The organism is Flavivirga jejuensis (genome assembly GCF_030540765.1).
Taxonomy (GTDB): Bacteria; Bacteroidota; Bacteroidia; order Flavobacteriales; family Flavobacteriaceae; genus Flavivirga; species Flavivirga jejuensis.
The window spans coordinates 1,052,431-1,075,212 of sequence record NZ_JAUOEL010000001.1 but is presented as its reverse complement, the minus strand read 5'-3'; the positions used below and the strand labels follow the sequence as shown (position 1 = coordinate 1,075,212).

15 protein-coding genes are annotated in these 22,782 nt (G+C 33.5%); 3 read left to right on the top strand and 12 right to left on the bottom strand.

The features are described 5' to 3' along the window. The first annotated feature begins 129 nt into the window (after window positions 1-129). Together Q4Q40_RS04625 and Q4Q40_RS04620 are read left to right on the top strand one after the other, a co-directional pair. On the top strand, window positions 130-2,307 hold the full coding sequence (locus Q4Q40_RS04625; protein WP_303300551.1) for a glycosyl hydrolase: 2,178 nt from the start codon (window positions 130-132) through the stop codon (window positions 2,305-2,307). Window positions 2,308-2,320: 13 nt separating this feature from the next. Next, window positions 2,321-4,462 (top strand): glycosyl hydrolase, encoded by a 2,142-nt coding sequence (locus tag Q4Q40_RS04620; protein WP_303300549.1) that lies wholly within the window; start codon window positions 2,321-2,323, stop codon window positions 4,460-4,462. 469 nt (window positions 4,463-4,931) lie between these two features. On the opposite strand, the gene lacZ is transcribed toward Q4Q40_RS04620, so the two are convergent. From lacZ to Q4Q40_RS04575, 9 genes are all read right to left on the bottom strand, one after another. Next, the gene (gene lacZ / locus Q4Q40_RS04615; RefSeq protein ID WP_303300548.1) at window positions 4,932-8,132 is read right to left on the bottom strand and encodes a beta-galactosidase, LacZ type; all 3,201 of its coding nucleotides are present in this window, start codon (window positions 8,130-8,132) and stop codon (window positions 4,932-4,934) included. 500 nt (window positions 8,133-8,632) lie between these two features. Beyond that, window positions 8,633-9,256: a hypothetical protein gene (locus Q4Q40_RS04610; RefSeq protein ID WP_303300547.1), complete on the bottom strand. Its 624-nt coding sequence runs from the start codon at window positions 9,254-9,256 to the stop codon at window positions 8,633-8,635. A 269-nt stretch (window positions 9,257-9,525) separates the two neighbouring features. Then, complete coding sequence (locus tag Q4Q40_RS04605) at window positions 9,526-10,530, bottom strand: sugar kinase (protein WP_303300546.1); 1,005 nt, start codon at window positions 10,528-10,530, stop codon at window positions 9,526-9,528. Window positions 10,531-10,717: 187 nt separating this feature from the next. Then, complete coding sequence (locus tag Q4Q40_RS04600; RefSeq protein ID WP_303300545.1) at window positions 10,718-12,022, bottom strand: TRAP transporter large permease; 1,305 nt, start codon at window positions 12,020-12,022, stop codon at window positions 10,718-10,720. A gap of 2 nt (window positions 12,023-12,024) precedes the next feature. Continuing rightward, entirely contained in the window at window positions 12,025-12,516 is a 492-nt protein-coding gene (locus tag Q4Q40_RS04595; protein ID WP_303300544.1) for a TRAP transporter small permease, read from the bottom strand. Between the two features lies 1 nt (window position 12,517). Further along, window positions 12,518-13,495: a TRAP transporter substrate-binding protein gene (locus Q4Q40_RS04590; protein WP_303300543.1), complete on the bottom strand. Its 978-nt coding sequence runs from the start codon at window positions 13,493-13,495 to the stop codon at window positions 12,518-12,520. After that, window positions 13,477-14,913 (bottom strand): glucuronate isomerase, encoded by a 1,437-nt coding sequence (gene uxaC, locus Q4Q40_RS04585; protein WP_303300541.1) that lies wholly within the window; start codon window positions 14,911-14,913, stop codon window positions 13,477-13,479. The genes Q4Q40_RS04590 and uxaC overlap by 19 nt, the downstream gene beginning before the upstream one ends. A gap of 3 nt (window positions 14,914-14,916) precedes the next feature. Next, the gene (uxuA, locus tag Q4Q40_RS04580; RefSeq protein WP_303300540.1) at window positions 14,917-16,092 is read right to left on the bottom strand and encodes a mannonate dehydratase; all 1,176 of its coding nucleotides are present in this window, start codon (window positions 16,090-16,092) and stop codon (window positions 14,917-14,919) included. Window positions 16,093-16,154: 62 nt separating this feature from the next. Then, the gene (locus Q4Q40_RS04575) at window positions 16,155-16,970 is read right to left on the bottom strand and encodes an SDR family NAD(P)-dependent oxidoreductase (protein ID WP_303300539.1); all 816 of its coding nucleotides are present in this window, start codon (window positions 16,968-16,970) and stop codon (window positions 16,155-16,157) included. A gap of 204 nt (window positions 16,971-17,174) precedes the next feature. On the opposite strand from Q4Q40_RS04575, the gene Q4Q40_RS04570 reads away from it, so the two are divergent. Next, window positions 17,175-18,227, top strand: a complete 1,053-nt coding sequence (locus tag Q4Q40_RS04570) for a substrate-binding domain-containing protein (protein WP_303300537.1) — start codon at window positions 17,175-17,177, stop codon at window positions 18,225-18,227. A gap of 17 nt (window positions 18,228-18,244) precedes the next feature. Here Q4Q40_RS04570 and Q4Q40_RS04565 read toward each other — a convergent pair whose 3' ends face one another. The 3 genes from Q4Q40_RS04565 to Q4Q40_RS04555 all read right to left on the bottom strand — a co-directional run bounded on the left by Q4Q40_RS04565 (window position 18,245) and on the right by Q4Q40_RS04555 (window position 22,777). After that, complete coding sequence (locus tag Q4Q40_RS04565) at window positions 18,245-20,083, bottom strand: family 78 glycoside hydrolase catalytic domain (RefSeq protein ID WP_303300536.1); 1,839 nt, start codon at window positions 20,081-20,083, stop codon at window positions 18,245-18,247. 122 nt (window positions 20,084-20,205) lie between these two features. Beyond that, entirely contained in the window at window positions 20,206-21,387 is a 1,182-nt protein-coding gene (locus Q4Q40_RS04560; RefSeq protein WP_303300535.1) for a Gfo/Idh/MocA family protein, read from the bottom strand. A gap of 40 nt (window positions 21,388-21,427) precedes the next feature. Next, entirely contained in the window at window positions 21,428-22,777 is a 1,350-nt protein-coding gene (locus Q4Q40_RS04555) for a Gfo/Idh/MocA family oxidoreductase (RefSeq protein ID WP_303300534.1), read from the bottom strand. Window positions 22,778-22,782: the final 5 nt, after the last annotated feature.

Here is a 22,782-nt window from a genome sequence, read left to right as displayed (position 1 = left end):
TAATTCTTTAAAATTTTAGCAACAAATAGACACCTTAATTGAGAATTTTAATTCCCTTGTAAACACTTACTTTGTTTTAGAGGTAGATAAAAACTTGTTTTTAAGTGTTAAACTAAAATTTAAAGATATATGAAACTAAAATTACTATATGTAATAGCTCTTTTTTTTGTTGTTGAAAGTTTCTCTCAAACGAATACTTGTGGAATAACAGTAGACAACACATTTGATGAAGCAGGAGCTTTACCATCAGATTGGACAGAATACAATACTTCTGGAAGAGTAATTACTGAAGCTGGTAAATTGAAATTTAACCACAATACATACATGCCTTCTGTTTATCATACTTTTTCACCAACATCTGAGAATTCTACTTTTTCTTTTGATGTATTAGCTTCTCGTGCTGCTTTAAATTGTCAAATACACCTAATTTCATCTACAGGAGACTATTTATCTAGTATTGGTTTAGGTCTTGGAACTGCAAAAATAAAGTATGCCGCAACTATGGCAAATGGGGTTCCGAGCAGTTTTACAGAAGGAGTACCAGCAATAAGCTTTCCAGCAAACACGCCTTTTACAATTTCTACTCGGGTAGACTTTACTACTAAAAAAGTTGAGATTTATGTAAATGGAGAATTAATGACTACAGATATTCCTTTTTTAGAAGAAGCCGAAGACATAGCTAAAATTGATATTCAATTGCTTTACATGTACAATAATAATGGTCAAGTCTATTTTGATAATATCTCTTTGTTAAGTGGAGCTGAAAATCGTTTATTATTAAAAACTAATGTAAATGCAGCAGAAAACATACTCACTTCTGCATCTATAGGTACTATTTATAATCAATATCCGCAATCTGCTGCCGATGCTTTTCAGTTAGCAATTGATAGTGCTAATAATGTACTTGCTAATTGTGATTCAGCATCTAATGTAATAGACAATTCAATTTCAGAACTTCAAACTGCACAAGACATTTTTGAAGATTCTAGAGTAAACGACCCTGTACTTAAACTCTATGATGGTTATAATTTTTCAGGAGAAGAACACGAAGTTTATTGTGGTTATTACAATGGTGGTTTAGGAGCTTATGAAGATTGGGCGGTGTCTTTTACATTAGAAAAAGGATATATGGCTACTTTTGCGCAAGACATCAACGGATTAGGTTTTAGTAAAGTATATATTGCTCAAGATGATGCTCTAGAAATTAACTTGCCTGCCGATTTGCAGCGTTCTATTTCATTCATACGTGTGAGTCCTTGGTTTCCTGTAGGTAAAAAAGGAAGTTTAGGAGGAGATATAAAATGGAGTACTGCTGATAACTATAATACTACATGGCACTATAGCTGGGGCTTAAATGACCAGCAATCAAGTGGAGTTGAATTTGTCCCAATGTCGTGGAGTAAGGGTGATAATTGGACATCGCTTGAAAATATGGAAGCAATTGGACAGAATATGTCTTTCAATCATCTCTTGGCTTTTAATGAACCTGATAACATAAATCAATCAAACTTAACGGTAGAAGAGGCTTTAGAGGCTTATCCTAAACTACTAGCTTCTGGTCTTAGATTAGGAGCTCCAGGTGTTGAGAATGTACAATATAGTACAACGAATGATTCGTTTAACGATGGTGCTTGGATTAAAGAATTTATGGACGCGTGTATAGAACGTGGTTACCGTGTTGATTTTATTCCAGCACATGACTATGTACGTCGTTCAAAGTCTGCATTTTTAGAGCGTTTCAAAGGTCTTCATGACCGATATGACCTTCCAATATGGGTAACAGAGTATAACTATGGTAACCCCAATTTTGGATCTGCAAATCTTACAGTAGACCAAGGTTATGCTAATATAAAAGGCTTGACTGAAGTTCTTGAAGGAGCTGATTTTATCGAGCGCTATAATTGGTATTATTTCTTTGGACCAGCTACAGGTATAGGTGGCATGAACAATGGAGAACTGAACATTACTGGACAATTCTATCGAGACCTTGATTCACAAAACCCCTCATATATTCAAGAAGTATATGAACAAGGCGTGTTAAGTACAAGCAATTTAAAAAAAAATAAGCATGATTTATTATTGTACCCTAATCCAGTAACCACGCCAATACTAACTATTAATTATGTGGAGTTATCGGTTTCAAACGATGCAGTTGTTAAGTTATTTAATGCCTATGGACAAGAAGTGATGACAAAGGTTGGCTCACCTCATCAAATAGATGTTTCTAATTTAAGTAATGGTTTTTACTTGGTTAAAGTAACCTCTGAAGATGTTGATGTGACTAAAAAAATTATTATTAATAAATAACAAACTTAAGTATATGAAAACTAGATTTTTATATGTATTAATTTTTCTTTTTACTATTAATAATTTTGCACAGACAAATACCTGTGGTATAACAGTAAATAATACATTTAGTACCCCTCGAGATCTGCCAGAAGGTTGGACAGAGTACAACACTTCTGGTCGAGTTACTGTTGAAGCGGGTAAGTTGAAATTTGATCACAATACAAATATGCCTTCTGTGTATCATACTTTTAGTCCTACATCTAATAATTCTACTTTTTCTTTTGATGTGTCTGCTACTCGAAATTCTGTAAATTGTCGGATACATTTAGTTTCATCAACGGGTAAGCATTTGTCTAGTGTTGCTATTGGTATTGGTACAGCTACTATAAAATATGCAACCGCAATGGAGAGTGGTATTCCAGGCAGTTTTGTATCAGGCACACCAGCAGTAAGTTTTCCTACCAATACTGTTTTTACGATTTCTACTCAAGTTGATTTTGATTCAAAAAAAGTTAATTTCTATAGTAATGGAGAATTAATGGCAACCGACATTCCTTTTTTAGAAGATGCTGAAGATATTGCTAAAATTGATATTCAGTTGATTTATATGTATGCCAATAATGGTCAATTTTACTTTGATAATATCTCTTTATTAAGTGGAGAAGAAAATCGTTTGCTTTTAACAAACAATATAAATGCAGCAGAAAGTTTATTAGAATCAGTAACTATAGGTACTGCTTATAATCAATACCCACAATCGGCTGTTGATGCTTTTCAATTGGTAATTGATGATGCAATTGCTGTAATAGCAGATTGTGAATCAACTTCTGCTACAATAGATAGTTCAATTTCAAACCTTGAATTGGCTCAAGAAGTATTTTTATCATCAAGAGTTAATGATCCAGTGCTTAAAATATATTCTGGTTACGATTTTTCAGGTGAAGAACATGAAATATATTGTGGCTACTATAATGGCACTTTAGGCACGTATGATGATTGGGCAGTTTCATTTACGCTAGAAAAAGGATATATGGCAACTTTTGCAGAGAATATAAATGGGACTGGAGCAAGTAAAGTATATATAGCTTCAGACGATGATTTAAGTATTAACTTAACTCAAGATTTACAAAAGAAAGCCTCTTTTATTCGTGTTTCCCCATGGAATGATGTGCATAAAAAAGGAATGAGTGCTAAAGGCACAGATGTCGTAGCAGCACTTAATAATTCTTGGCATTACAATTGGGGTACTTCTGGTGCAGCCGTTGGAGATGCTGAATTTGTTCCAAATCAATGGAGCGGTGGTTCTGTTGCTAAAGCTGTAAGTTTAGGAGAAAGAATGGATATCTCCCATTATATGGCTTTTAATGAACCCGATGGAGAAAAGCAGGCTAATATGTCTGTCGATCTAGCTATTGAAAAATATGAGTATATGTTGGCATCTGGTCTACGCCTGGGTTCTCCAGCAAATAAGGATAATGCTAAAGGAGGTGTATGGCGTGATGAATTTATGACAAAAGCTGAAGCAAAAGGGTATCGAGTAGATTATATCGTAGTCCATTATTATAAGAAAACTACTCCACAAAGTTTTTATAATTGGCTAAAAGCAATCCATGATAAATGGAAACGCCCAATATGGGTTAAGGAATTTAATTATGGAGCAACCTGGACTGCTCAACCTGCCTCAAATGAAGCAGCAAGAGATGGATTGCTAGCTTATATGAATATGTTGGACGATACCAGTTTTATAGAGCGCTATTCTGTATTTACCTGGCAACCAGACAAACCTATTTACTCTTTAATGTCTGTTCGTAATCCTATAACGTTAAGTAGTTCTGGAATTATGTATCGTGACCACGAATCACCAGTAGCCTATACACAAGAAATTTACGAGCAGGGAGAACCCCTATCTACAAATGACAATTCAATCTCATCTCAAGTTTTAGTGTCTCCAACAGTAATTACTGATGGGTTTTTTAATTTGAGATATTCAGATACTATTAAAAATAGCAATATAGAATTATTAACCATTTATAATACCGCTGGGCAGCTAGTCATGAGAGAGTCAAGCTTAAACAACTCTAAAATAGATGTAAACAAACTGTCTGGTGGTTTATATATTGTTAAAATAAAATCTGATTTGGGGATTTTTACTGAAAAAATTATTATTCAATAAACATAAATGTATTACTGAAATTGTATAGGTTAAATCTTTAGAAGCCCCCAAGTTCTTAAAGATTAACTTTTAGAAACTGTTTAAGTTTTGTTTTTGGAATTAGTTTTGGTGGATTACGTTCTCAGTCAAGGCAAATAAAGGCGAATAGCATCGCTATTTAAAGACATTTTGTGCAGAATGGGGACTTAAGAAGACAAATAAACTAAAGGATAAAATTATAAATTTAAACAGTTTCTTATAATTCAATTTTTAACCGAAAAGAATCTCTTGAGATCTTGCTTCGGTTCTTACCACAATAAGCAAAGGTAAAATTTCCTTTTAAATTGTTATCCTCTTGAAATCTCGAGATCTATAAAGTATAAAATTCTCATCTTATTGAAATGATTTAAACTTTTTTCAATTGACAACAAAATACTATTTTTCGCTTCAATCAAAAAAGTTTAAACCACATACATCATTTATTATTTTATTATTTCAAAGGAATTATTCTATATGAATATTCTAAATCTTCTGGCAGTATTCTAAACTCTTCATGTGCCAAAGCTTTTTTACTCCAACTATTATCGCCTCCAACTCCTGTTTGTTTGTAATCGATATTAATGTTTACAAAATCTCTTTGAGGAACGTCTGTTGTATGGCGTTGTTGCTTTGTTTTACCTGCATCAAAATCATCATTGTATTGATGGTGTGCACTAAAACCTAATAATTGAGTTCCTTCGATTTTAATGCCTTTACCTTCGCTATTTGTACATGTTAACCAACGCACATCTGTTTTATAACCATTTTCTTGTGGACGAATATAAGGGTAATACAAATCTGCAACAGACGATTTATAAATACCAACCAATGCAGCTGTATTCCTATCGTTATAATTTTCGTGAGGGCCTCTACCAAACCATTCTATATTTTGGTATTCCTTTTTTATAATGACATTATTTCCAAACCTTGGTAAGTGTGGTAATTTAGGATTCAGATTGTTTAATGTATTCTTCACCATAATCTCACCAGAAGGACTTATAATATATTCAATATCTAGTTGTCCTTTAACCGAAGTTATTAAATCAAAAATAGTTTGAATACGAAGGTCTCCCGTTACTTTTGAATTTTCTGAAACCGGTATTTCTTTTAAACTATTATATAACTTAACAGTTTTTATGGATTGTTTTTTAGTCGCTTTTTGCCAAACGTTTAACTTTTCTGGAGATTTAGCTCCAAAATCATTATCGGTCACAGCTCTCCAAAAATTAGGTGCTATACTTTCAACTAAAATATTTCCACTACCATAATCTAAAGACGTTATTTTACCTGTTTTAGCATTTAATTTCAATTCAAAATTAGCATTATAAATTTTAGTAAGATCTCCGTATTTTTCTACTAAAATAGCTTCATTAGATTTTGATAGCTTGCTATTAAAATGTGTTTCGCTTAATTGAAATTGCTCAAAAGCTACAACATGATTTAATGGTAACAAATCTGTTTCATTTTTATTTAAAGCATAGATATTTAAATGATATTCTGCTTTTGGTTTTTCTAAATACGGTAAATTTATTTTTACTTTTTTGGTTTGAGACGGTGCAATATCTTGTTGTGCCAATGTACCTCTTACTTTTTCTATACCATCTTCTAACAACGTCCATTTAAAATCATAGTCCTTTAAATTAGTAAAATCGTAACCATTTTTTATTTCAATTTCACCAGCCTTTAAATTTGAAGCTTTAAATTTTACGTATTGATATACTTTTTTAACCTCATATAATGCAGGGTGCGCTGTTCTGTCTGGGTTTACAATACCGTTTAAACAGAAGTTTACATCATTTCGAAAAACGTCACCCCCTAAATCACCACCATAAGCCCAAAAAGGCTCGCCTGCTTCATTTTTAGTTAATAGACCTTGGTCTACCCAATCCCAAATAAAACCGCCTTGCATAATATCGTATTTTTCAATAACATCCCAATACTTTTGAAAATTACCAGTACTATTTCCCATGGCATGTGCATATTCACATTGAATTAAAGGCCTAGTAGGCTCATTTTCGGCATATTCAATCATTTTTTCAATGGTCCAATACATGGGTGCCTGAATATCTGTATTCGCATAATTTGTTGCTCCTTCATATTGTGTTGGTCTTGTAGTATCATTTTCTTTTAACCATTTATAGGTTGCAAAAAAGTTTTCGCCATTTCCAGCCTCATTCCCAAGTGACCATGTTACAATACATGGAAAATTTTTATCACGTTCAAACATTCTAATCGTTCTATCCATATGCATGGCTTTCCACTGTGGTAAATAAGCAGGATGTACGGCTTGCGCTTTTTTGTTTTTATCTAAACCTTGGTTGGTTGTTCCCATACCGTGGGTTTCAATATTAGCCTCATCAACAACATAAAAACCATATGTATCGCACATTCTGTAAAAATGAGGATCTTTTGGATAATGGCTACAACGTATGGCATTTAGGTTATTTTGTTTCATAACCTCTAAATCTTTTAAAGTAAGCGCTTCAGATATGGCATGCCCTTCCGTATCGCTATGGTCGTGAAGATTAGCCCCTTTTAAAAGCACAGGCTTACCATTTACTAAAAACTGATTATTTTCAATTTTAATATTTCTAAAACCGACTTTAATTGACGTTGCTTCTAATGTTTGATTCTTTTTATCTTTTAAATGAATAAGTAACGTGTACAAATTTGGTTTTTCTGCATTCCAAGTTTTAACATTATTTATAGTATGTGTAAAATCAACCGTATTTCTGCCTTCTTTTAAATTAACGGCTTTCGATTCTGTATAAACAACTTCTGCCCCATCCATTAATTTAATTTCAATAGTATTTTCAATCTCGTTTTTGGTATTATTATCTACTTTTAAACTGGTCTTAAATGCACCGTCGGTATAGTTATTTTCTAAATCGGCAATGACTCTAAAATCTCTAACAGTAATTTTATTTGATGCATATACATACACATCGCGGTCAATACCACTTAACCTCCAAAAATCTTGATCTTCCATATAACTAGCATCAGACCAACGCAATACTTGAACCGACACGCTGTTTTTTCCAGCTTTCACAACATCGGTAATATTAAATTCAGCAGGTGTTTTACTACCTTCATTGTACCCCACTTTTTGTCCGTTCACCCACACATACATGGCACCACTAACACCAGCAAAATGAAGATAAATATCTTTACCATCCCAATCTTCCGAAATTTCAAAATCTCTTTTATAGCTCCCTACATTATTAATATTATGTGGTATAAATGGCGGATTTGCAGGAAATATATAAATCCTATTGATATAAACTGGTATACCAAAACCTTGCATTTCCCAGTTTGAAGGCACATTAATGGTATCCCAATTTTTTGTATTGAAATCGGTTTTATAAAAATCTGTTGGACGTACAGAAACACTATCTGCATAATGAAAATTCCATTGACCGTTTAAAGAATGATACAATGTAGAATTATTCCAACTTTCATTTTTCAAGGCATCATCTACTGTCGAATATCTGTAAAAAGAAGCCGTCGGCTCTTCTCTATTAATTTGAAAAACTTCAGGGTTTTCCCATTCTGGATGCTCCCATTTTTCAGCAAAATATATAGGCTTTTCGTTCGAGTTATTACAAGACAGAGTTACAAGACAAATTACTAGGAGATAAAAATACTTATTCATTTAATGTTGTTTGTTTTTTGAAATTGATTTTAATAGTTGAAAATAAAATTTTCAACCTACTTCAAAGTTACATTAAACGGAAGGTTTTTTTTTATCACATAAGGGGTAAAAATGTTGCAACTGTGCAAATGTTGTTATTTATAAAATTATAATAATATTAGCTTATAAATACTTCTATTTTCTTATATAAAAATAAGTTTAGTACTTGTCAAAAATTATCAAATACTTTTTATATGTCTGGTCGGGTGCAGTCGAGATCTTATTTTTATTGATAATTTTAATTAAAAACCTCTCGATTACGCCTAGAGAGATGCGGTATAAACACCTATTAAACAGTAGCTTTCGTTAGCTTTTACTTTTTTTTGTCATGTCCTTAGGAAAACAAGAGTAAAGAAACTAATTCCGTTGCAATAAATGTCATATTGTATTAAATTGTATTAAGCCAGCCTCACTTGAAGTTCAAATGAGACTGGCTATTTTTTTGATATAGAAAGTATAAATTATGGTTTGTTAATGTAACTTTCTAATACCTTGCCTCCGAATTTTTTTATTAAATTTTGAGCAATATCAATGTTTAAAGCTTGTTCAAAACCCATTATATTCATCTGAATCATTTCCTCATTTTCGGCAGTAAAGTAGGTTTCCCATTGTAAAACGGTATGTTCCCCTTTATCTTTAAATGTAATAATACTGAGAGCCTCTTGCAATCCTAGTAAATTGGGTTCATGAGCCTTAGAAGCAAACCCGATGTTAGGTTCATACCATTTAATAGTCTCACTATGCGTGGTTACATCTCCACCTTCTTCCATTGGAAAAAAATGACAGGTATAGTTTGTACATTTATTATCAGCATCGTAGGTAGCATCCACCTTTTTAAGACCTGAACTGTATTCAGGCATACGGTCTAATTTACCTACCAAAGCCCAAATTTCTGGAATAGGAGCGTTGAGTTGTAATTTAATTCTATTTCTTAAAGGACTTGTTACAAATTGACTAGCATCTGGGTAGGTTAAAATTGTTTTTTGTTCTGAATTAATTTCTGTTTTTTCACTCATTTTTACTTTTTTTTGGCCACGACAATTCATTAGTAATAAAATTGCTAGTAGCATTAATAATTGTTTCATTTTATCTATTTTAAGTTAACTTGAAACAAAAATAAATAGAGGAAGTGACAGCCTTATGTCAACTATATCTAGTTAATTTATTAAAATATTACAAAAGGATACAACCTGCCTAAGATTGAATAAGATTTTGGAAAAATTTTACTGAAACCATTTTTGTTTTTAAAATAGTTTCTCGAACAAAAAACAAAAGGCATTAAGCTTAAGGACAAGCTCTACCCTCAATAACAGGAATCGACCCAAGGGTTTAGTTAACAAATCCTTATTCCCACTTACCTATTAAGACGCCCCGATGTATTGCCCTCAATAATTTCTGTAACTTCTTTTACTGTGGCTAAATTAACATCACCTTCATAGGTATGTTTCATGGCACAAGCTGCACATGCAAAGTGCATAGCTTTATAATCATCATAACGTTGTAAACCATAAATTAGCCCTGCTGCAAAAGCATCACCAGTTCCTATTCGGTCTACAATATGAGTGATATCTAAATCTTCTGTTTCTTTAAATGCTTTACCGTTCCACATTCTTGCTCGTATTTTGTGCCAAGAGGAATTTAACGAAGTTCTTATTTTATCAAACACCTTTTCTATGGATGGGAATTTTTCCATTAACAACTTGGAAGCCTCAATAAAATCATCATTAGAATACGAATAATTAGTACCAAGTACTTCATTAATCTCGTTTATACCACCAATAAAAATAGAAGAAAGATGGAGCAATTCAATTAAAGCCTCTTTGGGATCTTTACCGTATTTCCAAAGGTCTTTTCTATACGTAGGATCGGCAGAAACCGATATTCCTTTTTGTCTAGCTAAGGTTAAACCCTCCTTTAAAACATCGAAAGCCCCTTGAGATAATGCTGGCGTAATACCCGTCCAATGTAACCAATCACCATCGACTAAAGCCGCTTCCCAATTAACCATTGCGGGTTGAATTTCAGAAAATGAAGAATACGCCCTATTGTAAGAAATCGTACTAGATCTCATAACTGCACCAACTTCTAAAAAATAAACGCCTAAAGGTCTATTTGACCGTACAATAGAAGTTGTATCTACTCCAAATTTATTGATATAAGAAATGGCAGCTCCTCCAATAAAATCACTAGAAACCGCACTAATATGCTTTACATTTCCACCAAAATTTGCAATAGAAATACCAACGTTTAATTCGGTACCTCCAAAAAAGAACTCTATGACATTAGATTGAATGAATTTTTTATTTCCCCGTGGTGAAATGCGCATTAAGACCTCACCAAATGTTACTACTTGACCCATTAGAACGTGTATTAATTCTTAAATTTAATGCAATATACTAATGTCTAAAAAGATAAGAACTATAAACCCCGTAAATTGGTTAACCAATTTACGGGGTTTATTTGTAAGTACCCTAAAATAAACTACTTAAGCTTGAAAAAAATTATAGTAAATATATTCCTTGATACTACAATCATTTTTAAATGCTTTACAATCCAAATAGTTTAGGTAAAAACATAGATATCTGTGGGATGTAAAGTACTAATAACAATACGATAATCATAATGGCCAAAAATGGTAATAACGGTTTTATAACCTGCGATACAGATATCTTTGCGACGCCACTTCCTACAAAGAGTATGGTGCCTACTGGTGGCGTACATAAGCCTATACATAGGTTTAGTACCATCACGATTCCAAAATGTACAGGATCCATGCCTAAAGCTACCACTACAGGTAGGAATATCGGGGTAAATATTAATACCGCTGGTGTAATATCCATAAAGGTTCCGATGATTAATAATATGACGTTGATCACTAAAAATATCACGAACTTGTTACTAAACTGTTCTAATAAGAAACTGCTCATTAGTTCTGGAATGCTTTCAAAGGAAAACAACCATGACATCGCCATAGAAGTACATATTAAAAACATCACGACTGCTGTAGTCTTGCCGCTGGTTAGTAATACTTCTGGAAAATCTTTGGGTTTGATGTCTCCATAGATCAACGCGAGTATGGCAGCATACAATACGGCTATTACAGAAGCTTCGGTCGCGGTGAATATTCCAGCTACGATCCCTCCTACTACAATAACTAATAGTAGTAAACTAAAGAACGCTTTTCTAAAATGCTTCCAAATCTCTTTTAGTGTGGCTCTTTTTTCTTTTGAAAATTTTCTTTTTATCGCTACAAAAGCCACATATCCCATTAGAGCCATCCCTAATAATACTCCAGGCAAATAACCTGCTATAAATAAGGCCGCTACAGAGGCGGTTCCGCCACTTGCCAGAGCATATACTATTAATATATTACTTGGGGGGATTAACAATCCTGTAGTGGATGAAGTGATGTTTACTGAAGCACTAAATTCTCTCGGGTAGCCTTCTTCTTCCATTCTATCGGTCATGATACTTCCTATCGCAGAGGTTGCTGCTATGGCAGAACCTGATATGGCTCCAAAAAGCATAGAGGCTAATACGTTTACGTAGGCTAAACCTCCAGGAAGACTCGCTACTAATGATTTTGCAAAGTTAATGAGTCGGTTGGCAATGCCCCCTCGTTTCATAATCTCACCAGCTAATACAAAAAACGGTATGGCTAGTAAGGCAAAACTATCGATACCTGTTATCATACGCTGTGCTATGGTGGTAATACCTGGGAGTCTATCTATATTTAGTAATAGACTGATTGTTGTCGAAATTCCTATGCTATATGCTACGGGTACTTTTAGCATGAGCAATGTAAAAAAGCTTACGAATAATACGATGATGCTGATAATTTCTATACTCATAACTAATCGGCTATTTTGTTGGTTATTATTTTTATACTGTGGTATATTGAAAAACTCATCATTAATATTCCACTAAGGGGCAGGATCGCATAAATATAGCCCAAGGGGATACGTAGGGTTCCAGATAACTGCTCTAAATGCAGGGTGGTATAGACTAGGTTTAAACCGCCGATTACCATCACTACTAGTGCAAATAAAAAGACACATACTTCGATTAGTATAGATACTCTTTTTTTGGTTGTGGGATTAAATTTTCTATATAGAAAATCCATAGATAGGTGTTCGCGTTTAGCACTTAAATAGGCAGCTCCCAGTATGGATAACCATATCAAGGAGAAACGCGCCAGCTCTTCGGTCCAGGAAAAAGAAGTGTTTAATATGTATCTTGAAAATACTTGCCATAATACGTCTAATACCAAAAGGGCAAAAATCACGACTAAAAACACCTCCATCAACCGGCATACTTTGTTAAATATTACATCTGCGTACTTCATCTTATTCAGCTTTTATTTGATTGATTAGGGGAACCATTTCTGGATAGTCTTTCTTGAAGTCTTCTAATACAGATTTGGACTTTTCTGCAAAGAGCGCCTTTTCTGGGATAATAACTTCTACCCCTGCCGCTTTTGCTGTTTTCATAGAGGCTTCTACAGAAGCTCGCCAGTATTCTTTTTGGGCTTGAGAAGATTCGGCAGCAGCAGCTTCAACCCATTTACGTTCTTGTTCTGATAGTTTTTCCCAGTATTTGGTACTAATTAGTAAAACATCGGGAACTGCAGAATGTTCATCTATGGTATAATACTTACTTACTTCGTAATGGTTAGAGGATACGAACGATGGCGGATTATTCTCTGCCCCATCAACAACACCTTGTTGGATGGCCGTGTACAATTCGCCATAGGCCATTGGTGTGGCAGACCCTCCCATAGCATTAACCATGTTGATTGCCATTTGGTTATTCATCACCCTTATTTTAAGTCCTTTTAGGTCTTCGGGCTTACGGATCGCTTTGGAACTGGTATAAAAACTTCTGCTTCCTGCATCGTAATAGCATAGTCCACGCAACCAAAACTTGCTCCCTTTTTCTAATATGGATTTCCCTACCGGACCTTCCAACACATCAAATTGATGTTGCTTGTTTTTAAATAAATAGGGAATTCCAAGTACATGGTATTCGGGTACAAAATTGGATAGGGTTGCTGCACTTACTTTCGTTATCGCTACACTTCCTATTTGTAACAGTTCTAATACTTCGCGCTCTGAACCTAACTGACCATCGGGGAAAATTTTTATTTTTAAGGTGTTACCTGACTTTTTTGCTAATACTTCCTGGAATTTTAAGATCCCTTTGTGTACTGGATGAGTCTGGGGTAAGGTGTGAGCCAAATACAGTACCTTTTCTCCTGATTCTTTCTTACAGGATAGGAAAAATGTCAATACTATTAATAGTAATGTTATGGGTTTGTTGTGCATATAGAGGGGGTATTGAATTTAAAATAATTAACTGCATTATTATAACAAATATCTTGAATCATATTTCCAAGGAAATTAATATCGTTCGGTACCAGGCCTTTATTCATATCTTCTGCAATTAAATCACATAAAATACGTCTAAAGTATTCATGTCTTGGAAATGATAAAAAACTGCGACTGTCTGTTAACATACCAACAAATCTACTTAATAATCCCATATTAGAAAGGGCGTTCATCTGTTTTTCCATACCATCTTTTTGGTCTAAAAACCACCATCCAGAGCCCCATTGCATTTTCCCTGGAAATTCCCCCGTATTATAATTACCCATCATGGTAGCAAACACTTCGTTTTGCGACGGATTTAAATTATAACTAATCGTTTTAGCTAAAATATTTTCATTATCTAATCTACCAAAAAATTTAGACATAGCCTTGGCATGCGTTAAATCTCCCATAGAATCACAACCAGAATCTGCTCCTAATTCCTCTAATAAACGTAGATTATTGTTCCTAACAGCTCCTAAATGAAATTGTTGCACCCAATTTTTATCGTGGTACATTTTACTTAAATGATATTGAATACAAGCCCCATAGCTCTTAATATCTGAATCTGAAAGGGCTTTTCCAGAAATACGTTTCTTTAATACTAAATCGACTTCATCATCTGTAAAATCATAAGCATAAATCTGTTCTAACCCAAAATCTGATAAACGACACCCATGATCATTAAAAAAATCTATTCTACTCTTAATAGCCTTTAAAAGATCTGTTAAATTTTCTATGGAAAAACCGACACAAGTTTCTAACTTTTTTAAATAATCTTTGAACGATTTTTTATTAATTAAAAATAATTCATCTGGTCTAAACGTAGGGTATACTTTCGTGAAAAAACCTTGTTTAGATATTTGTTGATGATATTCAAGACTATCTGTAGGGTCATCTGTTGTACAAATAACCTCTACATTCATTTGTTTTAATAATTGAGCAGGTGTTTTATTAGCTAAAATGGCATTGGCTTTATTGAAAATCTCTTTTGCCGAACTTGGTTGCAAAATAGCATCTACATCAAAATAGCGCTTCAACTCTAAGTGCGTCCAATGAAACAATGGATTTCTTAAAGTATAAGGTACTGTTTCTGCCCATTTGGTAAACTTATCTTCTAAAGACGTATTGCCGGTAATAAAACTTTCGTCTATACCATTAGCTCTCATAGCCCGCCATTTGTAATGATCGCCATCTAACCACGCCTTAGTAATATTTTCTATAGGCTTATTTTCTGCAATTTGCTTGGGTGACAAATGATTATGATAATCAATAATAGGCATGTCTTTAGCAAACTCATGATACAATGTTACAGCTGCTTCAGAGTTTAGCAGGAAATTATCTGTTATGAAATTTTTAGAAGTTATTTGACTCATACATTATAAACTTTTAGAAATTCCTAATTCTAGTCCTCTTAATTCTGCTAAACCACGTAGCCTTCCTATTCCAGAATACCCTGGGTTTGTTTTTTTATGTAAATCATCAAGCATTTGATGTCCGTGATCTGGTCTTACAGGAATTAAGGCATCTTTTCTTCCTACAGCAGCGCGTCTTTTTTGTTCTATAAGAACCTCTTTTACCACGCTATACATATCTACATCTCCATCTAAATGATTCGCTTCATAGAAATTCCCTTTAGCATCCCGCTTCGTGCTTCTTAAATGTAAAAAGTGGACTCTATCTGCAAAACGCTTAAATATTTGCACCAAATCATTATCGGCACGTACTCCTAAAGATCCCGTGCAATAAGTAATACCATTAGATATATTTGGAACTTGCTCAAATAAATAAGCATAGTCTGCTTCTGTACTTACAACTCTAGGTAAGCCCAATATAGGGAATGGGGGATCATCTGGATGGATACACATAAGTACATTTTCTTGTGCTGCTACAGGTATGATTTCTTTTAAGAACGCTACTAGGTTTTCTCGTAATTTAGTAGCATCTATAGCATTGTATGTATTTAGCACTTCTTGAAACTGCTCTAATGTGTAGCCTTCTTCGGCACCAGGTAATCCAGCAATAATATTATTGACAAGTTGTTGTTTTTCTGCTTCTGAAAGATTTTCAATATAAGCCATTGCTTCCATTTTTTGTTCTTCAGAATAACTATTCTCTGCTCCTGGTCTTTTTAATAAATACAGTTCAAAAGCAGCAAAAGCAACAACATCAAATCGTAATGCTTTAGAACCATCTTCAACTTCATAATCAAGAGATGTTCTTGTCCAATCTAAAACAGGCATGAAATTATAACAAACAATATGTATACCACAGGCTGCTAAGTTTTCAATGCTTTTCTTATAGTTTTCAATGTAGGTTTGAAAATTGCCTGAACGTGTTTTAATAGTCTCATGCACTGGAATACTTTCTACCACACTCCATGTTAAACCTGCATTTTCTATAATGGTTTTACGTTCTTTTATAGCATCTATTTCCCATACTTGACCGTTAGGGATTTGATGTAATGCAGAAACAATTCCTGTAGCTCCTGCTTGTTTTATATCTGATAATTTTACGGGATCATTTGGTCCGTACCAACGCCATGTTTGTTCCATTCTTCTTTTTTTAAAATCAATTACACCTATTATTATTTAAAATGAGCTATAAATAATTTGAATTACACACCACTAAAAGCACTAAATCCGCCATCGATAGGTACTACAACACCTGTAACAAATTTTGATGCTTCACAACATAAATAATGTATGGTTCCGTTTAATTCTTCTGCTTCTCCAAATCGTTTCATAGGTGTGTTTCTTATAATCGTGTCGCCTCGATCTGTATAGGCTCCAGTCTCTTTATCAATTAACAAATCTCTATTTTGATTTCCTATAAAAAACCCTGGAGCTATAGCATTAACACGTAAGCCTTCTCCAAATTTTAAAGCCAATTCTACCGACAACCATTTTGTGAAATTATCAATAGCTGCTTTAGAAGCCGAATAACCTACAACTCTGGTGATAGCACTTTGGGCCGTCATAGAAGAAATATTAATGATAACTCCTTTTTTGTTTTTCACCATTTCTTTTCCAAAAACCAAAGCTGGTAAAATAGATCCAAATAAGTTTAAATCAACTACTTTTTTAAAATGATCAATATTAACATCAAAAATTGTTTGGTCTACTCCTATTGTTGCTCCTGGCATATTACCTCCAGCTGCATTTATAAGGACATCTATGGTCTGGTGTTTTTCAATAATCTTATCTGAGACTTCTTTTAAGCTTGTTTCCTCTAAAGCATTACATACAAACCCAGAAACGTTGTCACTTATTTTTTTGAGATTTACAATAGCAGCATCTACGATGTCATCTTTGTAATCTAAAATAACAACCGTTGCGCCATTAGCTAATAAATAGCTAGCCATTTGACCACCCAAAACACCGCCACCGCCAGTTATAAGTACTACTTTATTATTAATATCAAATAAATTCATGTTTCAACAATTTTATATTTTTTAATTATTACGAACTCTTTTTTAGCACTTATGAGATCCTATTCTCTAAATATCTTTTATTAAAAATCATATTCTCGTGTGCGTACACGCAAATGTAAAAATAAAAATTTATATTTCCCTATATTTACAGACTTTTGTGTGCGTACACGATTTTTTTTAACATATATAATTATAATATACTAAATGGTTACTATCCATGATATTGCAAAAGAGGCTGGCGTTTCTATAGGCACAGTTGATAGAGTTATTCACAACAGAGGCGGTGTTTCTAAGAAAACAGAAGCTAAAATAGAAGCCATTATAAAAAAGCATGATTTTAAAATTAATGTCATTGCAAGTTCTTTAGCTTTAAATAAAAAGTTTGAGGTAGCTACCTTAATCCCAGAATTCGATACAAAAAACACCTTTTGGAAATCGTCCATGATGGGGATTTCTAAAGCCAAAGAAGATGTCAAAAAATTTGGCATCAAAGTAAATAGCTATACATTCAATCAGTTTAAAGCGTCTTCATATATCAGTCAATTTAAAAAAGTAATAGCCTCAAAACCAGATGCCGTAATATTTACACCATTATTTGGAGCAGAAACAAAATTACTTGCTAAAGAATTAGACGCTAAAAATATTCCTTATATATTTTTAAATGTAAACCTGGAAGGGTTTAATAATATCTCATTTATAGGTCAGGATTCGTATATGAGTGGCGTTTTATCGGGAAAATTAATGCACCTTTCTTTAAAAGATGATTGTTCTATAGCCATTATGCAAACAAGAATTAATGTTGATAATAACCATGCTATTTATAATAGAATAAGTGGTTTCAATGACTATTTTATTGATAATAATATTTCAACAAAACGTACGAAGGTGACTATTTTTAATTTGGATGATACTACCGAGTTAAAAGAAAAATTTAACGATATGCTTAACACAACCCCTACAATTAAAGGCATATTTGTGCCAAGTAGTAGGGTTTTTAATTTTGCAAATTGTATTGACGATTTAAAAATAAAAGACCTATCGTTAATTGGTTTTGACGGGACGGAACAAAACATAAAATACTTAGAAGCAGGAAAAGTGTCTTTTTTAATATCTCAAAAGCCTTTTAAGCAGGGTTATGAATCTATTAAATTAATAACTGACTACCTTATTGAGAAAAAGCAGCCAGTATCAAAAATATATTCTCCTATCGAAATCCTTACTAAAGAAAATGTAAAATTTAGTATGGAGTTAAAATAGATTATACAAATTATTATTTAATATTTCAATTTTATAATATTCTTACCGCCTTTAAGGGTGAAACTTGTTTTATTACTTTTAATTTTCTTATCATTAAGCATAACTTTACAGGTTGCATCAGGTAAAATAAATTCTGCTTCCATAGTATTAGGAAGTTCTATTTTATAGATAGCTTCTTTCTTTTTTCCTGTTTCATATTCGGCATATATCATCCCGTTTAAGGTTGGAACTTTTATTTTTGAAAAGGTTAGCTCTCCTAACTGTGGTTTTATTTCCGCAATCTTAAAACCAGGCGTTTTAGGTTTAATACCCCACATATATCGTGTAACAATATTTAACGGTGCTGTTCCCCAAGCATGGTTCCAATCGGCATTTGGTTTATATTTCATATCCCAAGCTTCCAAGGCCATAGTCGATCCTATTTTTATCATATTCCACCAATTACGGTCTCCTTTAGTATTGGTTATCAATTCTGAGCCATATAACGCTTCGTTATTTTTGAATAAGCCTTCTAACAAGTATTGCGAGCCATAAACGCTGCAAGCCATGCCTCTGGATTTTATAAAGCTTGTAACTGTTTTTACATATTTTTCTGGAACCAAATCAAAAGCTAAAGGAAGCATGTTGCCATGTAATGATGAATTGCTAGAGCCTTCACCATCAATATAAAAACCTTTTGATTTATCAAGAAATTTTTCGTTGATCGTTTTCTTTGTAATCGCAGCTTTATTTTGAAAGAGAGTAGCATCTTCTTTTTTATCAAGGAAACCTGCAATTTCCGCCATCAACTTTAAATTATAGTAATAAAATGCATTAACAGCTGTATTTGTATCAACTATTTCGTATCCATCTCTTTCTCCTTCTTCGGTTGCCAATTTCCATCCAGTATCTTTTTGTGCTGGTGGCCAATCTATAATATCCTTAATCTTAGTATTCGGGTTTTTAAACCCTAGTTTTGAAATGAATGCTTTGTTTAATTTAGGAGATTTAGAACTTATTAAACCATCGGCACGCTCTAATTCCATAAGTGTTTTTAACTTAAGATTTTCGTAATGTTTTTTAAGCGGTTCTAAATCGCCTGTGTACATATAATCTAGATGAAACATTAGTACAGTATGTAATAACCATTCTGTTGGCCAAGTAGGGTTATTCATAAAATAGTCATTAGTTCTTCTAGCCATGGTGTACTCATTATCTACACTATAATGACTTAACTGATTAATATAAGCATCTGCCTCATAAGGTATACGCTCTCTATCCCCATCTACATAATAACCAGTAAAACTAGTTGCTTTTATAGTGTGCTTACATAAATTCCAAATAGAATCTAATATGGCATTTGAAGATGAAAAATAACTCGCATCGTCATTAAATTTATAATGAATTGCTTTTTGCCAAATTTCAATAGCGTCAATAGGAATTTTCAGGTTTTCAATTTCGCAATATCTAAAAGGAATAATCGCACCTATATTATCTGGCATCAATATAGCTGCTCCTGTAGTGTTTCTTTTATAAGGAACAAGTTTTACAGTGGTTAATTGCCCTTCAGTTAAAGTGTCTACAGTAGCATTTCGGTACCTAATGGTTCCACCTGGATTTCTATCTATCTTATTAGGATTTTCTAATTTCTCTCCTAAATGAAAACTAATAGGATCATTTTGTGTGTTTTTTGCTTTTATCTGCACCGTGCCAAAAAAAGCTCTACCAAAGTCTATGAGATAATGCCCCTCTTTTATTTTTGTAATCTTTTGAGGTTTTACTAAAGACGTTTTTAATGCTACTTGTTCTATATTATTTTGAGCATTTATGTTTAATACACATGCTAATAGAAACAATAAATACAATTGCTTTTTCATATAAATCCGTTTATTATTTTACTTATTTTATTGGTCTCAAATGTAGTTAAAACTATGTACTTTAGTGCATTTCGTTTTCAGCTTCTAAAAACTTTTTACACAAATTCACACGAATTCAATTATTACAACACTGGTCTTGTAATAATTTTATTACCATACATAGCATCTAATCCCATTTGAATACAAATAGCCGCATTAGCACCAGTAGTAATATTTGATATCGGTTCTTTGTTTAAAAGAATGTTATCTTTAAAATCGATCAATGCTTGCTCACTAGGTTCTTTATGTTCAATATTTATAGGAATACCTAAGTCTTTATCCCATTTCACTGTTGCTCCAGAAACACCATCTAATTCGCCTAACTCCTTTTTTCCTAGTCCTTCTGGGAAAAACCAAGCTTTGGCATAATCTAAAATAATAGTGCCTTTATCCCCCATTACTTTTATTTTATACCCATCTTTAGCATTACTCGTTAAGCATGTAAACGTTGCTTTAACACCGCTTGGGTAATTATAAATAAGATGAATATTATCATAAGTTTCTCTACCATCTTTCCAATAATCTACCCCACCAGTTCCCATAACCTGGCTAGGCGTTTCATCTAAAACCCAATTTGCAAAATCTATCTGATGCGAACAAAGCTCAGCTAGTAATCCACCAGAGTATTCACGATACATACGCCAGTTGATAATTTTTTCTAGATCTGCCTGCGGAACAGGACGCCTCCAATCTCCATGACGGTTCCATTGGCATTCAAAAGCAACTACTTTTCCTATTTTTCCTTTTTTAATCAAATCTACCACATGGGTGTATAATCTAGAACTATGGTATTGATGCCCTGTTTGAAAAATAGTTTTAGAGTCTTCTACTTTTTTAATCAAATTCTGAATACCATCGTATCCTTTTGCCATTGTTTTTTCACAATACACATGTTTGCCAGCATCTAAGGCATCTATGGCAATTTGAGAATGTGTATTGAACGGCGTAGAAACCAATATAGCATCAATGTCTTTATTATCTAATAATTTACGATAATCACTATATCCTTTTGCTTTGCCATTGACTTTTTTTAAGCCTTCTTGCAAACGAAATGGAAGCACATCGCAACAAGCAATAACATTAAAATTATTAATTCCATTAATATTTGGAATAAGGCCTTTCCCTCTATCTCCAGTACCAATAATTCCAATATTTAAAGTTTCATTGGCATTTTTGAAATTAAAAGCACTTCCCATGGCTACAGCTGTTGTTGCTACTGCAGCCGAAGCTAAAGTGCTTTTAATTACGAACTCTCTTCTTTTCATTTACTTGTTTTTACTGATTTGGAGTATATTGATACAAAAATTATACCGCTTTAATCTCCCATCCAGGTTCGTAAGTTCTAGACCACAGTTTCATAGCTTCTCTATTAAAAATACGTCCTGTTTTCTCATCAACGTCAAAAGAATCATCAATACGAGAAGCAATATTTGCATAATGTGTTAATAATTGGCTTGTTGCTCCTTGATCTATAGGAGACGTTAATTCAGCTTTACCCCTAATAGCATCAAAAAAGTTTAAAGTATGAAATGTTGAAAGTTTACCACCTCCACCAAGTGAATTTCCAGATTCAATTCCAGGTACTACGTTTTCTTTAATGAGTTCACCTTTCAAATCATATAGTTTATATCCATCCCGATCTATAAAAACAGAGCCATTAGAACCATAAATGATAGTTCCTCTACCTCCACCATATTTATCATAGCCATTTCTACTTCGTCCGTCCCATTGAATGGTTCTGTTACCTGCAAATTTAAATGTCGCTTCCATAGTGTCGTACATTTCCCAACCATCATCTTTATAATGATGTTTGCCAGATTTCACTTCTACGTGTTCAGGGTGTTTCACATCTAAAGCCCAACGAGCAATATCTAATTCGTGGGTGGCATTATTTCCCATTTCAGCAGTTCCATAGTCCCAGCCATACCAATGCCAATTGTAATTCCAAGTATCATGGGTATATGCTCTTCTTGGAGCAGGCCCTTGAAACAGATCCCAATCTAAACCTTCGGGTGGATTTGCTTTTTCTTGATTTGGTACACGTCCTCTTTTACTTGTATAAAAAGCTACGGCATTATACACATCTCCAATAACACCATTATGAATTTCTTTTATGATTTCTTGAGATTGCAATGATGAGCGTTGTTGATTACCCATCTGCACAACCTTATTGTACTTTTTTTGATATGCCACTAACAATTCGCCTTCTTCAGGGTTATGGCTGCAAGGCTTTTCTAAATACACATGTTTACCAGCTTGCATTGCCATACAAGCTCCTGGCGCATGCCAATGGTCTGGAGTTGCCATAAAAATAGCATCTACTTTTTTATCATTAATTATTTTTCTGATATCATTTTCTAAAACAGGTTTATTAGATAACACTTTTGATACGGCTTCTCCTGCTTTATCTCTCTGACTTTTCATAACATCACATAAATAAAGTAATTCTACATTACTTTTTTTAGCTGCAATGGCTCCTAAATAGGCATTGTACCGTCTTCCTAATCCTTGTATAGCAACATGTAATCTATCATTCGCTCCAATAATTTTTGAATAACTTTTTGCTGTCATAGCATTAGCACTAGTAGAACCTAGTGTAACCCCCACAGCTCCAATGGCTGCTTTTTTAATAAAATCTCTTCTGTTTGTACTCATAATCG

Coding starts and splice junctions, on each gene's coding strand:
- Q4Q40_RS04625 (WP_303300551.1), top strand. CDS start 130: ATGAAACTAAAATTACTATATGTAATAGCTCTTTTTTTTGTTGTTGAA.
- Q4Q40_RS04620 (WP_303300549.1), top strand. CDS start 2,321: ATGAAAACTAGATTTTTATATGTATTAATTTTTCTTTTTACTATTAAT.
- lacZ (WP_303300548.1), bottom strand. CDS start 8,132: ATGAATAAGTATTTTTATCTCCTAGTAATTTGTCTTGTAACTCTGTCT.
- Q4Q40_RS04610 (WP_303300547.1), bottom strand. CDS start 9,256: ATGAAACAATTATTAATGCTACTAGCAATTTTATTACTAATGAATTGT.
- Q4Q40_RS04605 (WP_303300546.1), bottom strand. CDS start 10,530: ATGGGTCAAGTAGTAACATTTGGTGAGGTCTTAATGCGCATTTCACCA.
- Q4Q40_RS04600 (WP_303300545.1), bottom strand. CDS start 12,022: ATGAGTATAGAAATTATCAGCATCATCGTATTATTCGTAAGCTTTTTT.
- Q4Q40_RS04595 (WP_303300544.1), bottom strand. CDS start 12,516: ATGAAGTACGCAGATGTAATATTTAACAAAGTATGCCGGTTGATGGAG.
- Q4Q40_RS04590 (WP_303300543.1), bottom strand. CDS start 13,495: ATGCACAACAAACCCATAACATTACTATTAATAGTATTGACATTTTTC.
- uxaC (WP_303300541.1), bottom strand. CDS start 14,913: ATGAGTCAAATAACTTCTAAAAATTTCATAACAGATAATTTCCTGCTA.
- uxuA (WP_303300540.1), bottom strand. CDS start 16,092: ATGGAACAAACATGGCGTTGGTACGGACCAAATGATCCCGTAAAATTA.
- Q4Q40_RS04575 (WP_303300539.1), bottom strand. CDS start 16,970: ATGAATTTATTTGATATTAATAATAAAGTAGTACTTATAACTGGCGGT.
- Q4Q40_RS04570 (WP_303300537.1), top strand. CDS start 17,175: ATGGTTACTATCCATGATATTGCAAAAGAGGCTGGCGTTTCTATAGGC.
- Q4Q40_RS04565 (WP_303300536.1), bottom strand. CDS start 20,083: ATGAAAAAGCAATTGTATTTATTGTTTCTATTAGCATGTGTATTAAAC.
- Q4Q40_RS04560 (WP_303300535.1), bottom strand. CDS start 21,387: ATGAAAAGAAGAGAGTTCGTAATTAAAAGCACTTTAGCTTCGGCTGCA.
- Q4Q40_RS04555 (WP_303300534.1), bottom strand. CDS start 22,777: ATGAGTACAAACAGAAGAGATTTTATTAAAAAAGCAGCCATTGGAGCT.